General features: G+C 65.7%; 16 protein-coding genes. 5 read left to right on the forward strand and 11 right to left on the reverse strand.

Annotated features, from left to right (window positions below; genetic code table 11):
* Nucleotides 1-25: 25 nt before the first annotated feature.
* The 4 genes from VHO04_RS01185 to hisI all read right to left on the reverse strand — a co-directional run bounded on the left by VHO04_RS01185 (nt 26) and on the right by hisI (nt 3,297).
* The gene (locus VHO04_RS01185; protein WP_329626654.1) at nt 26-1,828 is read right to left on the reverse strand and encodes an acyl-CoA dehydrogenase C-terminal domain-containing protein; all 1,803 of its coding nucleotides are present in this window, start codon (nt 1,826-1,828) and stop codon (nt 26-28) included.
* A 65-nt stretch (nt 1,829-1,893) separates the two neighbouring features.
* Complete coding sequence (locus VHO04_RS01190) at nt 1,894-2,325, reverse strand: MerR family transcriptional regulator (protein ID WP_257549977.1); 432 nt, start codon at nt 2,323-2,325, stop codon at nt 1,894-1,896.
* Nucleotides 2,326-2,390: 65 nt separating this feature from the next.
* Nucleotides 2,391-2,930 (reverse strand): hypothetical protein, encoded by a 540-nt coding sequence (locus tag VHO04_RS01195; protein ID WP_329626655.1) that lies wholly within the window; start codon nt 2,928-2,930, stop codon nt 2,391-2,393.
* Nucleotides 2,923-3,297, reverse strand: coding sequence for a phosphoribosyl-AMP cyclohydrolase (gene hisI, locus VHO04_RS01200; protein ID WP_329626656.1), 375 nt, complete (start codon nt 3,295-3,297; stop codon nt 2,923-2,925). The genes VHO04_RS01195 and hisI overlap by 8 nt, the downstream gene beginning before the upstream one ends.
* Nucleotides 3,298-3,441: 144 nt before the next feature.
* On the opposite strand from hisI, the gene purF reads away from it, so the two are divergent.
* The 3 genes from purF to VHO04_RS01215 all read left to right on the forward strand — a co-directional run bounded on the left by purF (nt 3,442) and on the right by VHO04_RS01215 (nt 6,096).
* The gene (purF, locus tag VHO04_RS01205) at nt 3,442-4,899 is read left to right on the forward strand and encodes an amidophosphoribosyltransferase (RefSeq protein WP_329626657.1); all 1,458 of its coding nucleotides are present in this window, start codon (nt 3,442-3,444) and stop codon (nt 4,897-4,899) included.
* 10 nt (nt 4,900-4,909) lie between these two features.
* Nucleotides 4,910-5,638 (forward strand): SDR family NAD(P)-dependent oxidoreductase, encoded by a 729-nt coding sequence (locus VHO04_RS01210; protein ID WP_329626658.1) that lies wholly within the window; start codon nt 4,910-4,912, stop codon nt 5,636-5,638.
* Between the two features lie 62 nt (nt 5,639-5,700).
* Nucleotides 5,701-6,096: a hypothetical protein gene (locus tag VHO04_RS01215; RefSeq protein WP_329626659.1), complete on the forward strand. Its 396-nt coding sequence runs from the start codon at nt 5,701-5,703 to the stop codon at nt 6,094-6,096.
* Between the two features lie 163 nt (nt 6,097-6,259).
* Here VHO04_RS01215 and VHO04_RS01220 read toward each other — a convergent pair whose 3' ends face one another.
* From VHO04_RS01220 to VHO04_RS01245, 6 genes are all read right to left on the reverse strand, one after another.
* Complete coding sequence (locus VHO04_RS01220; protein ID WP_414713068.1) at nt 6,260-7,444, reverse strand: serine hydrolase domain-containing protein; 1,185 nt, start codon at nt 7,442-7,444, stop codon at nt 6,260-6,262.
* A 17-nt stretch (nt 7,445-7,461) separates the two neighbouring features.
* Entirely contained in the window at nt 7,462-8,742 is a 1,281-nt protein-coding gene (locus tag VHO04_RS01225) for a cyclopropane-fatty-acyl-phospholipid synthase family protein (protein WP_329626661.1), read from the reverse strand.
* A gap of 145 nt (nt 8,743-8,887) precedes the next feature.
* On the reverse strand, nt 8,888-9,841 hold the full coding sequence (locus VHO04_RS01230) for a metal-dependent hydrolase (protein ID WP_329626662.1): 954 nt from the start codon (nt 9,839-9,841) through the stop codon (nt 8,888-8,890).
* A gap of 40 nt (nt 9,842-9,881) precedes the next feature.
* On the reverse strand, nt 9,882-10,919 hold the full coding sequence (locus VHO04_RS01235) for a 2-oxoacid:ferredoxin oxidoreductase subunit beta (RefSeq protein ID WP_329626663.1): 1,038 nt from the start codon (nt 10,917-10,919) through the stop codon (nt 9,882-9,884).
* Nucleotides 10,916-11,464, reverse strand: coding sequence for a cysteine hydrolase family protein (locus tag VHO04_RS01240; protein ID WP_329626664.1), 549 nt, complete (start codon nt 11,462-11,464; stop codon nt 10,916-10,918). The genes VHO04_RS01235 and VHO04_RS01240 overlap by 4 nt, the downstream gene beginning before the upstream one ends.
* Nucleotides 11,461-13,323, reverse strand: a complete 1,863-nt coding sequence (locus VHO04_RS01245; RefSeq protein WP_329626665.1) for a 2-oxoacid:acceptor oxidoreductase subunit alpha — start codon at nt 13,321-13,323, stop codon at nt 11,461-11,463. Before VHO04_RS01245 ends, VHO04_RS01240 begins: the two co-directional genes overlap by 4 nt.
* A 185-nt stretch (nt 13,324-13,508) precedes the next feature.
* Here VHO04_RS01245 and VHO04_RS01250 point away from each other — a divergent pair, with 185 nt between their 5' ends.
* Together VHO04_RS01250 and VHO04_RS01255 are read left to right on the forward strand one after the other, a co-directional pair.
* Nucleotides 13,509-14,450, forward strand: a complete 942-nt coding sequence (locus tag VHO04_RS01250) for an alpha/beta hydrolase (RefSeq protein ID WP_329626666.1) — start codon at nt 13,509-13,511, stop codon at nt 14,448-14,450.
* Nucleotides 14,447-14,920 (forward strand): RNA pyrophosphohydrolase, encoded by a 474-nt coding sequence (locus tag VHO04_RS01255; RefSeq protein WP_329626667.1) that lies wholly within the window; start codon nt 14,447-14,449, stop codon nt 14,918-14,920. Before VHO04_RS01250 ends, VHO04_RS01255 begins: the two co-directional genes overlap by 4 nt.
* On the opposite strand, the gene VHO04_RS01260 is transcribed toward VHO04_RS01255, so the two are convergent.
* A complete protein-coding gene (locus tag VHO04_RS01260) occupies nt 14,881-15,570 on the reverse strand; it encodes a uracil-DNA glycosylase (RefSeq protein WP_329626668.1) in 690 nt (229 codons plus the stop codon). The two genes, VHO04_RS01255 and VHO04_RS01260, sit on opposite strands and share 40 nt — an antisense overlap.
* Between the last annotated feature and the right edge of the window lie 15 nt (nt 15,571-15,585).

Consider the following 15,585-nt stretch of genomic DNA (forward strand, 5'->3'; position numbering starts at 1 on the left):
CGGCGATGGTTGCAAGCGCTTTTCGTCAGGCGGCGAAGAATTGCTCCGGGGTCAGCGCCATCATCGCCTCGCTGCCCGCCTCGATCTTGCGGCGCAGCGCGCCGGCGTCGGGGATGAAGCGTTCGCCGAAGTGGCGCGCCGTCACGATCTTCGCCTCGAGAAACTCCTTGTTGCCGCGCCCGTCGTCGAGAGCCTTCTGCGCGGCTTCCGCCATGCGGAGCCACATCAGGCCGAGCGCGACGATGCCGGTGATGTGCATATAATGATGCGCGCCCGCGCCGACATTGTTCGGGTTGGCCATGCCGTTCGCCATGAACCACATCGTCGCGGCCTTGAGCTCGCCGTTCGCCTTTTCGAGGCGTCCCGCAAAATCGGCGAAGGCGGGCTTGTCCTTCGCGGCGGCGCATTCGGCGTCGACGATCGCGAAGAGGGCCTGGATCGCGCGGCCGCCGTTCTGCGCGAGCTTGCGCCCGACGAGGTCCATCGCCTGCACCCCGTTCGCGCCTTCGTAGATCATGGTGATGCGGGCATCGCGGACATATTGGCTCATGCCCTGCTCCTCGATGTAGCCGTGGCCGCCGAACACCTGCTGCGCGTTCACCGCGACCTCGAACCCCTTGTCGGTGCCGTAGCCCTTGATGACGGGGGTGAGCAGGCTGACGAGGTCGTCGGCCTGCTGGCGCTCCTCCTCGCTTTCGGCGGCATGGGCGAGATCGACCTGCAGCGCGCCCCACAGGCAGAGCGCGCGCAGCCCCTCGACCACCGCCTTGCCGTCCATCAGCATCCGGCGCACGTCGGGATGGACGAACAGCGGGTCGGCCTTTTCCTGCGGGTCGGCGGGGCCGGTGAGCGCGCGGCCCTGACGGCGGTCCTGCGCATATTGCACCGCGTTCTGGAAGGCGATGTCGGCTTGTCCCAGCCCCTGGATGCCGACGCCGAGGCGCGCGGCGTTCATCATCACGAACATCGCGGCGAGGCCCTTATTCTCCTCGCCGACCATCCAGCCTTTCGCGCCGTCATAATTCATCACGCAGGTCGCGTTGGCGTGGATGCCCATCTTATGCTCGATCGAGCCGCACGACAGCGAGTTGCGCTCGCCGAGCGAGCCGTCTTCGTTCACGAGGAACTTTGGCACGATGAACAGCGAGATGCCCTTGACGCTGTCGGGCGCGTCGGGGGTCTTCGCGAGGACGAGGTGGATGATGTTGTCGGTCAGGTCGTGCTCGCCCGACGAGATGAAGATCTTGGTGCCGGTGATCGCGTGACTGCCGTCGCCGTTCGGCACCGCGCGGGTGCGGATGAGGCCGAGGTCGGTGCCGCAGTGCGGCTCGGTCAGGTTCATCGTCCCGCCCCATTCGCCGGAGATCATCCGCGGCGCATAGGTCGCCTTCTGCTCCTCGGACCCCTTGACCAGGATCGCGGCGACCGCGGCCTGCGTCAGCCCCGGATACATGGCGAAGGCCTGGTTCGCGGCCATGCGATATTCCTCGACCGGAAAGCCGACGACGTGCGGCAGGCCCTGCCCGCCGAATGCCTCGGGCTGGGTCAGCAGCGTCCAGCCGGCCTCGCAATAGGCCTTATACGCCTCTTTGAACCCGTCGGGCGTCGTCACCGATCCGTCGTCGTGGCGGGTGCAGCCTTGCTGGTCGCCCGAATAGTTGATCGGGAACAGCACTTCCTCGCAGAATTTGGCCGCTTCGGTCAGCACCGCCTCGACCATGTCGGGCGATGCGTTGGCGAACCCCGGCAGGGCCGCATAGCGATCGATGCCGAGCACATCGTTGAGCAGGAACAGCGTGTCTTGAACGGGGGCGCGGTAAACGGGCATGACTCGTCTTTCTGAAAATCACGGGGTTAGCAAACATCTCGCCCGGGGAGGCCAGGAGCCGAAGCTCAGCGCACTTTTCGGCCCGCCTCGACCTTTTTGACCGTATCGATGAATCGTGTCAGTTCGTCGACGGCACTATCGATATCGTCACGCTGGCGCTGCAACAGCGCAATCCGCTGCTCGCACTTTTCGATCGTCACCTGGCGCTGGGTCTTGCGCCCGTCGCCGACGTCGTAGAGGTCGATCATCTCGCGAATGTCGGCGAGGCTGAAACCGGTGCGTTTCGCGCGCAAAATCCAGGCGAGCCGCGCGCGGTCGCGCTTCGAATAGATGCGCGACAAGCCGCGGCGCGACGGGCTGATCAGCCCTTCGTCCTCGTAAAAGCGCAGCGCGCGCGCGGTGACACCGAATTCGGTCGACAGATCGGTGATACTGAACTGGTCGCGGCCGAGGTGATCGGGCGTATCGATATGGGCGTGGCCGTATTCTTCGGTCATGCGGCGAGGATAGTTTCCGTTGACGTGAACGTCAAGGCTGGCCGAGCGGCGGGGAGCCTGCAACATCAATCGCCGCAAAGCCCGATGATATTGCCGCGCCCGTCGCTGATACGCAAGCGTTTCGCATCCTCTTCGGACCAGCTCGCGCGCGGCAGATCGAGCCCGGCGAGCGACGCGCGCGCGGGGCAGAGGCTGTCGCATTGCGACGGCAGCTTCCCGGGCAGGCGAAGCTCGTCCTCCTCCTCGCGCACCAGCATGTTGCAGCCCTCGACACCGGCAAAGCGCATCCGCCAGCCGTCGCGCTCGCTCGTCATCGTGCCGCGCGCGGTGCAGCGCAGGCCGGGGCCGAAAGACGCCGTGACCGCAAAGCGCCAGCGCCCGGCCCCATCGGGGACCGCGCACATCGCGTCGCGCCCCAGTTCATGGCTCCGCTCGAATACGCCGGTGGGTGTCGCCGTGTCGGGGCGAACGACCCCGCGCTCGCGCGCTGCGATCTCGAGCGGGTTGCCCGCGTCGATCTCGCCGCCCGCGCGATCGGGAGCCGCCCGGTCGCAGCCGGCAAGCAACAGCGGCAGGATCAACCAGAGAGCGCGGCGATTAGGCATCGTCATCGAGGAACGTCAGCGATCCATCGCTCTCGACCCGGCGATAGAAGCACGAGCGGCGCCCGGTGTGGCACGCTGGCCCCGCCGGCCGGACGCGCAGCAGCAGCGCATCCTGGTCGCAATCGACGCGCATCTCGATCAGCGTCAGCTCGTTGCCCGACGTCTCGCCCTTGCGCCACAGCGAGCGGCGCGAGCGCGACCAGAAATGCGCCGCGCCGGTCTGCTGCGTCAGCCGGATCGCATCGGCGTTCATATGCGCGACCATCAGCAGCGTGCCGGTCTCCGCATCGGCGACGATCGCGGTGACGAGGCCCGCAGCGTCGAAGCGCGGCAAAAAGCGGTCGGTTTCGTCGGCGTCATGCTCCATGCGCAGCGCCTTAGAGCAGGACCGGGGCCGCTGTCACCCCACCCGCGGCGGCGCTCGATGACAATAGTGTGAAGATGGGGGGCGACATTTGGAACAACCGCTCCTATATGCGCGGCAGTCACCGCCCCCTGCCCCTGGATCGACATGCTGACGACGCATCCTTTCGATGACGACAAACTCCGCGAGGAGTGCGGCGTCTTTGGTATCCATGGCGCCGAAAGCGCCGCCGCCGTGGTCGCGCTGGGGCTGCACGCCCTGCAGCACCGCGGACAGGAGGCCGCCGGGATCACCGCCTTCGACGGCAAGGAGTTCCACACCCACCGCGCGATGGGGCATGTCGCGGGGAATTTCGACCGCGACGACATCATGCGCCAGCTCGCGGGCGCCTCGTCGATCGGCCATGTCCGCTATTCGACGACGGGCGAAACCGCGCTGCGCAACGTCCAGCCCCTGTTCGCCGACCTCGCGACCGGCGGTTTCGCGGTCGCGCACAACGGCAATATCTCGAACGCGACGGCGCTGCGCAAGATCCTCGTCCGCCGCGGCTCGATCTTCCAGTCGACCAGCGATACCGAGGTGATCATCCACCTCGTCGCGACCTCCAATTACCGCACCCTGCTCGACCGCTTCATCGACGCGCTGAAACAGGTCGAGGGCGCCTATTCGCTGATCTGCCTGACCGCCGAGGGGATGATCGGGTGCCGCGATCCGCTCGGCATCCGCCCGCTCGTTCTCGGCAAGCTGGGCGACGCCTATATCCTCGCCTCCGAGACCGTGGCGCTCGACGTCGTCGGGGCCGAGTTCGTCCGCTCGGTCGAGCCCGGTGAACTGGTGATCATCCGCGACGGCGAACTGACCTCGCACCGCCCCTTCGCCGAACGCGCGGCGCGGCCGTGCATCTTCGAATATGTCTATTTCTCGCGCCCCGATTCGATCGTCGACGGGACGAGCGTCTATTCGGTGCGCAAGGCGATCGGCGCCGAACTGGCGCGCGAAAATCCGGTCGATGCCGACCTCGTCATTCCGGTCCCCGATTCGGGCACGCCGGCGGCGATCGGTTATGCGCAGGAATCGGGCATTCCCTTCGAACTCGGGATTATCCGTTCGCACTATGTCGGCCGCACCTTCATCCAACCCGGCGACAAGGTCCGCCACCTCGGCGTCAAGCTGAAGCACAATGCCAACCGCGCGCTGATCGCGGGCAAGCGCATCGTGCTGATCGACGATTCGATCGTGCGCGGCACGACCAGCCTCAAGATCGTGCAGATGATGCGCGATGCCGGCGCGGCCGAGGTGCATATGCGCATCGCCAGCCCGCCGACCCAGCATAGCTGCTTCTATGGCGTCGACACGCCTGAGCGCGCGAAATTGCTCGCGGCGCAGATGACGGTCGGGCAGATGGCGAATTTCATCAACGCCGACAGCCTGTCCTTCCTGACCATCGACGGCCTCTATCGCGCGCTGGGCGAAGCGAAGCGCGCCGACGACGCCCCGCAATATTGCGACGCCTGCTTCACCGGCGACTATCCGACGACGCTGACCGATTTCGACGAGAACAGTATCGACGATCAATTTTCGCTGCTTGCCGAACGGGTTGTCTGACGACATGACCATGAAATCCGAAGAACTGGCGGGCCAGGTCGCGCTCGTCACCGGGGCGAGCCGCGGTATCGGCGAAGCGGTCGCGGAAGCGCTCGCGGCGCGCGGCGCGCATGTCGTGATCACCGCGCGCACCGCGGGCGGGCTCGAGGAGCTTGAGGACCGCATCCACAACGCCGGCGGCAGCGCGACGATCGCGCCGCTCGACCTGACCGACGGCGACAGCATCGCGCGCCTCGCGAGTGCGATGGCCGAGCGATGGAAAAAGCTCGACATGCTGGTCCTGAATGCCGCGATGCTCGGCACGCTGACCCCGGTCGCGGCGATCGACGGCAAGGAATTCAACCGCCTGCTGACGCTGAACCTGATCGCGCAGCAGGCGCTGATCGCCAATTTCGACCCGCTGCTCCGCCGGGCGGCAAGCGGCCGCCTGCTCGCGCTGTCGAGCGGCGTCGCGCGCAATCCGCGCGCCTATTGGGGCGCCTATGCCGCGTCGAAGGCGGCGCTCGAAGCGCTGGTGACGAGCTATGGCGCCGAAATGCGCAATATTTCGGGCGTCCGCACCGCGATCCTCGACCCCGGCGGCACCCGCACCCAGATGCGCGCGCGCGCCTATCCCGGCGAGGACCCGCACAGCATCAAGGACCCGGCGGCGGTCGGCGAGTTCGTCGCCGCGATGATGGTCGAGGGTTTCGACAGCACCGCCTTTCACGCGCTGCCCAAAGTGATGCTCGACGCTTAACCCGTTCTTTGCAACTCTGTGCCAAATACGGGCAGGTTTGAGTTGAGGCGAAGGTTTTGGGAATGAAAAACAGCATCCTGCGATCGGCGATCGCCGCCGTAGTCGGCATCCTCGTCGCCTTCGCCCTGCTCTGGCTGGCGCAATATGCGGGCAGCGAGATCGCCCCCGCGGAATATGACGTCGACACCGGCGAAATCCTGATCCCGCTGGGCTCGACGGTCGCGCTGTTCGTGGGGTGGTTCGTCGGCACCTTCGGCGGCGCCTGGCTCGCGATGCGCGTTTCGGGCGGCAATGGTCCCGGCTGGGTCGTCGCCGGCGCGGTGATCGGCGCGGCGCTCTACAGCGCCGCCGATTTCTCGGATAGCTGGTGGATCATGGGGTTGGGCGTGCTTGTGCCGCTGGCCGCAGCATATCTCGCGCAGCGCGCGACGGGCATGGCGGAGCCGGTGGCGGCGTGAAGCCCATCACACCGCTTATCCTATCTTCGTCACCCTGAACTTGTTTCAGGGTCCATGGCCTTACGTTTCCTTCAGCGCTGCGTCGGACGAGAGTTCAGGCCATGGATGCTGAAACAAGTTCAGCATGACGAGTCTTGAATGCGTAGGGGCGACGAGAGACAGTCTACTTCGCCTCCCGATCCACCGCGGCCTGCACCGCCTTGTAAAAGGCCTCGCGCGCCGCGCCCACGCCCTCGGGGTCGGTGGCGGTCGGCCAGTTGCCGTTCGAGGCGATCACCAGCTTGCGCTTCGGATCGATGAAAATGCCCTGACCGAAAATGCCTTGCGCGGCGAAGCTGCCGTCGTCGTTGGTCCACCATTGATAGCCGTAGCCGCGGCCCGGCAAGTCGATGTCGGCTTGCTTGGTGGTCGCCGCGGGCAGCCAGTCGTCGGGCAGCACTTTCTGCCCGCCCGCGACGCCGCCGTTCAGGATGAATTCGCCGAGCCGCGCGTAATCGCGCAGGCTCGCCGAAATGCAGCAGCCGCTGATCTCGTGCCCCGTCGGCCCGAGCATCCACACCGCATCCTGCTCCATCCCGAACGGCTTCCACACCTTTTCGGACAGATAGTCGGACAGCGTCTTGCCGGTCGCGCTCGACACCAGCACCCCGATCAAATTGGTCTCGCCGGTCTTGTAGACCCATTTCGACCCCGCGGGCGCTTCGCGCGGCAGCGTCTTCATATAGCTGACGGTGATGTCCTCGCCCGCGACCGGCTTTTGCAGGTTGAACTGCGCGACGTCAGACTTGGGGTCGGTATAATCCTCGTTCCATTTGACGCCCGAGGTCATCGTCAAAAGCTGCCGCACGCTGACATCGTCATAGGCCGAGCCGCGCAGGCCGGGGATATAGACGGTCACCTTGTCGTCGAGGCTCTTGATATAACCGTCCTTCACCGCCGCGCCGACGAGCGTCGAGGTAAAGCTCTTGGCGACCGAAAAGCTCGTCCAGCGGCCCGCGGCGCCATAGCCGAGCGCATATTTCTCCAGCCGGATCTTGCCGTCCAGGACGATGATCAGCCCCGCGTTGCGCTGCTGCGCCATATGCGCGTCGACGTCGAGACCGAGGTCGATCGGCTTGCCCTCGGGCAGCGGATAGACAGGGCCGCCCGCCTTGATGGTGTGGACGACGACCTTGGGGACCGTCTCCATCGTGCGGAAAGCGGCGTCACGCTGGTCCTGGCTCCAAAACAGCACGTTCAAATCCTCCGGCAGCTTCTGGGAAATGGTCTCGGCGGTCTGCGCCGTCGCGGGGGCGGCAAGCCCCGCCGTCGCCGTGCAGAGCAGCACGGCCGCCCAAAATCTTCGCATCATCCTCTCCCCTGCTTTCAGGCTGTTTTTTCCAAAGTGACCTGCGCGACGTCGATGCCGCCGCCGCGAAAGCCGCCCTCGCAATATTGCAGATAATAGCGCCAGAGCCGCACGAAGCGCTCGTCGAAGCCCGCGGGGAGCCGCCCGTCCGCGACCGCCGCGTCGAAGCGCTCGCGCCACTGGCGCAGCGTCTCGGCATAGTCGGCGCCGAAGCGGCGGACGTCGCGCCACGCAAGACCCCGCCCCTCGGCGAGCGCGCGAAAACGGCTTTCGGACATCAAGCAACCGCCCGGAAAGATATAGGCCTGGATGAAATCGGTGCTCGCCGCATAACGCTCGAACAATGCGTCGCTGATCAGGATATATTGGATCGCGGCGCGCCCGCCGGGACGCAGCAGCCGTGCAATCGCATCCATATAGGCGGGCCAATAGGCCTGCCCGACCGCCTCGACCATCTCGACGCTGGCAATCGCGTCATAGGGGCCTTCGGCATCGCGATAGTCGCAAAGTTCGATCGCCGAACGGCCCGACAGATCGATCGCGTTCAGCCGCCGGTCGGCGACCTCCGCCTGCGCGGGAGACAGGGTGATACCAGTATAGATCACGTCGTGACGTTCGACGGCTCGTTCGGCGAGCGCCCCCCAGCCGCAGCCGATTTCCAGCAATCGGCTGCCCGATCGAAGGTCGAGCCGGTCGAGGATCGCGTCGACCTTCGCCGCCTGCGCGTCTTCGAGCGACTGCCCCGGATCGGCGAAAAGCGCGCTGGAATAGCTCATCCCCTTGTCGAGCCACAGCCGGTAGAAATCATTGCCGAGGTCATAATGCGCGTGGATGTTGCGGCGAGCGCCTGCGCGGCTGTTGCGGTTCAGGAAATGCGCCGCCCGTGCCATCCAACGCCACGGCCCGCGCGACCGCCCCGCATTGCCGAGCGCCTCGCCATTGCGCATGAACAGGTCGAACAGCGGCACCGGGTCGGGCGAATCCCATTCCCCCATGTCCCACGCGCGATACCAGCCGACCGAGCCCGACAAAGCAAGCCGCACCAGCGCGGTCCAGTTCTTGAGGTGAACGACCGCAGTCGGCCCCTTGCCGCGCCCGCCGAGGATACGCACGCTGCCGTCGGGCAAATAGCCCTCGAGCGTTCCGTGCGCGAGCCCGGCGTCGATCCGGTCGAGCTGGCGATGAAAAAAGCGCGCCGGCGCCAGCGCCATCAGCCGCGCCAGCGCGCCTCCCGAGCCGAACGCCCGGTCGGCGCGAAGCAGTTCCTTGCCGCGGCGGGGACTGACATGCGTGTTCATTATCGCCTTCCTGCCGCAAAAGCGGCATCCTGACAATCGGCCGCGCGCGCCGTCATGGCGTCACACGGCGAAGGGGACCGAAACGCGCGGCGATCGGCGTTTCCAGACAAGGAACGCGCATAGCCTTTTGAGGGTTGCGCGGCGGTCATTCGGGATGGCTGGCGGTGTCGGGCGCCGTCACGCGAACCATGAATCGGTCGCGTGCGAAGGATTGCATATAGCGTTGGTCGTGCAGGACGATCGCATCGCCGTCGCGCTCGGTGATCGGCATCCGCGCCCAGAACAGAAAAGCGCGCGCCGCCGGGTCGGCCTTCACCCAGGTCGCAAGGCGCGGATCGTCCATCCCCGTCGGCTTGCCGACAATGTCGAGCGTGCCCCCGACGCCGGGCACGAAGGTGCCGCTGCCGTAGCGATCGCCGGCGCGCCAGAAGATGTCGCGTTTCCAGAAAGCCAACGGCGGTGGACTGGCGACGGCGACTATGTCGGTCTTTCCGGTCGCGCGCAGCGCTTCGGTCGTCGTTCGCTCCGCAACATTCGTGATCAGGCCGTTCGCGGCGATATAGACGCACACCACCGCGAATCCGACCCAGGCGGGACGCCGCCAACCGGCCTCGCCACGCCGTTCGCTCCGTAACGACAGCCAGACCGACAGGCCGAGCGCGAGCCATATCCAAAGGTCGATGATGAACAGCGTGTCACCGTAGAACCAGCGATGACTGAAAGGTTCGAGCAGCCGGATGCCGTAATTGTTGAACCAGTCGAACGCCGGATGGCTGAGGCAGCCAATATAGCAGAGCGCGAGGAGCCATCCCCTATGGATCGGCGGGCGATTCGCCGGACGCGTTCCGCGCCGCGTCTGCCAGCGATCGATCGCGATCAGCAGCGCCCATAGCAGCAGCGGCAGCACGAGCAGCGCAATGGGCCCATGCGTGATCCCGCGCCGCATCGCGAGCGATTCGATGCCATAGACGGTGCAACCCGCATCGATGTCGGGCAGATTAGCGGCCAGAATCAACGCCGGCATCGCTAGACCGGTCTTCCGCTTGAGCCCCATCTGGCCGAGAATGGCACCGACGAGGCTATGGGTCAGATTGTCCATGAGCGCCTATAGAGCCGACCCAGCCCGGCCTCGCAAGGCGTCAGAGATCCGGTCCGCCTTCGGTCACCGTCCAGGTCTGCCCCTTCTTGAGCAGGCTTTGCAGGTCGGCGGTCTTGCCTTCGCTGGCGGCCTTGTTCTGGCGCCAGACGTCGGCCTCGAAGGTCGGGCGCGGGTCGTCGTAGAGGACGCCGAGCGCCATCGGGAATTCGCCGAAACGCATCTCGACGAGCATGTGCGCCACGCTGCGGTTGGTGACGTCGTGGACGATCACCCCCGCCGCCTGCCAGTCGCCGTCAACGACATCGACGACCTTTAGCGTCAGCGCCTGACTATCGAGTGCGATGCCCTTCGTGCCCTTGGCGAACAGCATCGGCTCGCCTTGCTTCAGCCAGAGCTGGCGGTCCTCGGCGCCCTTGGGCGCAGCGAAATCCTCGAACACGTCTTTATTGTAGACGATACAGTTCTGGAAAATCTCGATAAAAGCCGCGCCCTTGTGCGCGTGCGCCGCCTTCAGCACGTTCGGCAGTTCCTTCGAGACGTCGAACCCGCGCGCAACGAAGCGCGCGCCGGCACCGAGCGCGAAGGCCGCGGGCTGCGCGGGGCGGTCGACCGAGCCATAGGGGGTCGAGGGGCTGGTCGTGCCGACGCGGCTGGTCGGCGAATATTGCCCCTTGGTCAGGCCGTAAATCTCGTTGTTGAACAGCATGATCTGGCAGTCGAGATTGCGGCGGATCAGGTGCATCGTGTGGTTGCCGCCGATCGACAGCCCGTCGCCGTCGCCGGTGACGATCCACACGTCGAGTTCGGGATTGGCGAGCTTCAGCCCGGTCGCGAACGCCGGCGCGCGGCCGTGGATCGTGTGGAAACCATAGCTTTCCATATAATAGGGGAAGCGCGACGAGCAGCCGATGCCGCTGATGAACACCGTATTCTCCGGCACCGCGCCGATGTCGGGCAAGGTGCGCTGCACCGCCTTCAATATCGCATAGTCGCCGCAGCCGGGGCACCAGCGGACCTCCTGATCAGTCTCCCAATCCTTGAGCGTCGTCGTCCGCGCGATGGTGGTCATTTCGTTCATTGGAGCGCCTCGTACTGCTTGAATTCAATATCCGCCGCGGTCCCGACCTTTGCGAAACCATTGCCGAGAACCTCATTATAGTGCCGCACGATCATGTCGGCGTTGATGCCGGGCTTCGAGAATGTCGTATGCGCATCGCTTGCCAAGACGACATCATATCCCAGCGAAAAAGCGCGGCGGCAGGTCGTGTCCACGCAATATTCGGTCATCATCCCGGTAAGAATGAGCGTGGAGACATCCAGATCCGCGAGGCGTTCTTGCAAATTGGTATCCTGAAAGGCGTCAGGATAGTGCTTTTCGACCACCGCATCGCCCGCGCGATAGCCTGTGCCCGAATGCACGCCCCAACCTTCGGTCGGCTTTTCGAGCGGGTGGCCCGCCCCGCCATCATGCTGGACGAAGATCAAAGGCGTCGATGTTTCGCGCGCGCGCGCCACGAGATCGGCAATCCGCGACAGCACCGCCTCTCCGTCGTGCGGCGGCTGGTCCGGAAAGGCGAACATGCCCCTCTGAACATCAATCACTATCAGGGCGGCCTTGCTCACCCCAGCGCCTCCTCGATCGCGCTCTCGATTTCGGCGATGGTGAAGGGCTGGCCCGACACTTTGTTCACGGGCTTCGCATCGACCAGATACTGGTCGCGCAGCACGGTCTTGAGCTGCCCCGTGTTCATTTCGGGGACGATCACCTTGTCATAGTTCCCCAGCAGCGCGCCCAGATTCGCCGGCAACGGCCAGATGTGGCGGATATGGATATGGCTGACATCGACGCCCTCGGCGCGCTTGCGGCGCACCGCCTGGTGGATCGGGCCAAAGGTCGAGCCCCAGCCGACGACCGCCAGCTTGCCGCCCTCGGCGCCGAGCTCGACGATCTGGTCGGCGACCTTGATCCCGTCGATCTTCGCCTTGCGCAGGTCGGTCATCGCCTGATGATTGGCGGGGGCGTAATTGAGGTGGCCGGTATCGACCTCCTTCTCGATCCCGCCGATACGGTGCAGCAGGTTCGGCGTGCCCGGCTTGACCCACGGCCGCGCGAGCTTTTCGTCGCGGCTATAGGGTTTGAAGCCACCTTCGGGGACTTCGGTCAGAAATTCGACCGGGAAGGCTTCGTAGGCCGTCAGGTCGGGGACCGCCCAGGGCTCGGCCGCGTTGGCGATATAGCCGTCGGTCAGCAGCATCACCGGGGTCATATATTGCACCGCGATCCGGCACGCCTCGATCGCGCATTCGAAGGCGTCGCCGGGCGAGCGCGCCGCGATCACCGGCATCGGCGCGTCGCCGTTGCGGCCGTAGACTGCCTGATAGAGGTCCGACTGCTCGGTCTTGGTGGGAAGGCCCGTCGAAGGCCCGCCGCGCTGTGAATTGACGATGACGAGCGGCAGCTCGGTCATGATCGCGAGCCCCATCGCCTCGCCTTTGAGGGCGATGCCGGGCCCGGACGAGGAGGTCACGCCGAGCGAGCCGCCATAGCTCGCGCCGATCGCCGAGCAGATGGCGGCGATCTCGTCCTCGGCCTGAAAGGTCGTGACGTCATATTCCTTGAGCCGCGACAGATGATGCAGGATCGCCGACGCGGGGGTGATCGGATAGCCGCCGAAGAACATCGGCAGCTTCGCAAGCTGCGCCCCCGCGACAAGGCCGAGTGCGATGCCCTCCGCCCCCGTCAGCGTGCGGTAGAGGCCCGGCGCGACCGGCGCGGGATCGACATGATGCTGCTTGAGCGGGCCCGCGAGTTCGGCGGTCTCACCATAGGCGTGGCCCGCGTTGAGCGCCGCGACGTTCGCCGCCGCCAGTTCGGGCGCCTTGGCGAATTTGGCATTCAGCCAGTCGATCAGCGGCTGACGATCGCGGTCGAACATCCAGAGCGCGAGCCCCAGCGTCCACATATTCTTGCAGCGCAGCGCTTCCTTGTTGCCGAGCCCGAACGGCTTCACCGCATCCATCGTGAGCTGGCTGATGTTGAGCTTGAGGAGTTGCCATTTCGCGAGGCTGCCGTCGCCCAGTGGATTCGACTCATATTTCGCCTTGGCGAGGTTGCGGTCGTTGAACTCGCCCTCGTCGGCGATGATCAGGCCGCCGATCTTGAGATTGCCGACATTGGTCTTGAGCGCCGCCGGGTTCATCGCGACGAGCACGTCGGGCGCGTCGCCCGCGGTGTCGATCGACGAGGAGCCGAAATTGATCTGAAAGGCCGAAACGCCGAACAATGTTCCCTGCGGCGCCCGGATTTCCGCCGGAAAATCGGGGAAGGTCGCGAAATCATTGCCCGCCAGGGCCGACGACAGCGTGAACTGACCGCCGGTCAGCTGCATCCCGTCGCCGCTATCGCCTGCAAATCGAACCACCACTGCGTCGGAAAGAGGGGACTGCCGCTGGTCGGCTTCGTCCGCTACCGCTGTCGCCATTTTCTGTATCTGCCTTTGAATCGTGCGAACCTCTGACATGGGCCTAGGCCCCTGCGCCGCAAGCCGCAATTCAGAAAAAATTGTGCGCCGCAAAGGCGAAGCGCGTGACGGGTTTCAGTTTGCGATTGAATATCGGCGGGCGATGCCGAATAGCTGGGGCCGAAAAACAATCGAGGGATGACAGGATGACCGACGGCACGACCCACTATACCCGGCCCGACGTGGCCGCCTTTCTCGCTTTCCTGAATGCCCAGGAAGGCCCGAAGATGGAGGAGATGCCGCCCGAGGCGGGCCGCCAGATGATGCGCGTGATGGGGCAGATGGCCGACGTGCCGCGCGGCGAGATCGCCAGGGTCGAGGACAAGGCGATTCCCGGCCCCGCGGGCGACATCCTGATCCGCATCTACGACAACCGTCCCGACCGTGCGGCGGGGCCGGTGATGGTCTTCTATCACGGCGGCGGCTGGGTGATCGGCGACCTCGAAACCCACGATCCCTATTGCGCCGAAGCCGCGCGCATCCTCGACATGCCGGTGGTCGCGGTCGATTACCGGCTCGCGCCCGAACATCCCTTTCCCGCCGCGCCGATCGACTGCGAGGCGGCGACGCGCTGGGTCGCGGACAATTTTCCCTGCACCGGCCTCGTCCTCTCGGGCGACAGCGCGGGCGGCAACCTGACCATCGTCACCGCGCTGGCGCTGCGCGACGCGCCTGCGTCGAAGCCGGTAGTGGCGATCCATCCGATCTATCCCGCCGTGACGACGCACAACGACTGGCAGAGCTACCGCGATTTCAGCGAGGGTCATCTGCTGACCGAAGCCGGGATGATCTGGTTCGGCGAACAATATGCCGCCGACCCCGCCGATCGCCGCGCCTCGCCGATCGATTTTCCCGCCGAGGGCCTGCCGCCGACGCTGCTGGTCACCGCCGGGCTCGACCCGCTCCGCGATCAGGGCCGCGCCTATGCCGCGAAGCTGATCGAAGCCGGCGTGCCGACGACCTATCGCGAGGCGAAAGGCAATATCCACGGCTATATCTGCCTCGCGCAGGGCATCCCGAGCGCGAAGGACGACATTCGCGGTGCCTTGACAGTGCTGAAGGCGATCGTCACCGAAGCGACCGCATGAGCGACGCCTCCCTCCCTTACCGCCCCTGCGCCGGCGTGATGCTGGCGAACCGCGACGGCCGCGTCTTCGTCGGCCAGCGACTCGATTCGTCGGCCGACGCGTGGCAGATGCCGCAGGGTGGAATCGATCCGGGCGAGGAAGCTGAGGAAGCCGCGATCCGCGAGCTCGGGGAGGAAACCGGCATTCACGGCGGCCTCGTCGAGATCATCGCGCGCAGTCGGACCGAGCATTTCTATGACCTGCCCGACCATCTGATGGGCAAGATGTGGGGCGGCCAATACCGCGGCCAGCGCCAGCACTGGTTCCTGATGCGCTTCATGGGCGAGGATGGCGACGTCAATATCGCCACCCCGCACCCCGAATTCCGTTCGTGGCGCTGGGCCGAACTCGACGATCTGGAAAAGCTGATCGTGCCTTTCAAGCGCCAGCTCTACCGCGCCGTTGTCGAGGAATTCCGCTCGCTCGTCTGATCGCGCAGCGCGAGCGCGGTGCGAAAGACATCGGCGAACATCGCGGGCGTCAGCCGTCCGGTATTCGTATTGTAGCGCGAGCAATGATAGCTGTCGACGAGATGCCGTCCGCTCGGCAGCGGATGGACCGCGCCGTGCGCGAAGGGACAGGCGGCGAGCCGGACGCCTTCCGCCCTCAACGCCGCGTCATGCGCGATCCGCCCGAGCGCGATGACTACCTTCACCTTCGGCAGCGCCACCATCTGGGCTTCGAAGAACGGCCGGCAATGGGCGATTTCGCTGGGGATCGGCTTGTTCTGCGGCGGCAGGCATTTGACGCTGTTGACGATGATCGCCCCGTCGAGGGTCAGCCCATCGTCGATGCGCGCCGCATACTGCCCCTTGCTGAGCCCGAATTCGGCGAGCGTCGCGAACAGCAGATCCCCCGCATAGTCGCCGGTAAAAGGCCGCCCGGTGCGGTTCGCGCCATGCTTGCCGGGCGCGAGTCCCGCGAAGGCCAGCCACGCATCGGGATCGCCGAAAGCGGGAACGGGCGCGTTCCACCAGTCGGGATATTCGGCCTGACATTCGCGGCGCAGCGCGACGAGCCGCGGGCAGCGCGGGCAATCGCGCGGCGGCTCGGTTCCGGGCAAGGGGCTGTCAATCTCCACGCGGCTGCGATAGGC

The sequence above is a fragment of the Sphingopyxis sp. genome, from assembly GCF_036261875.1.
Lineage (GTDB): Bacteria > Pseudomonadota > Alphaproteobacteria > Sphingomonadales > Sphingomonadaceae > Sphingopyxis.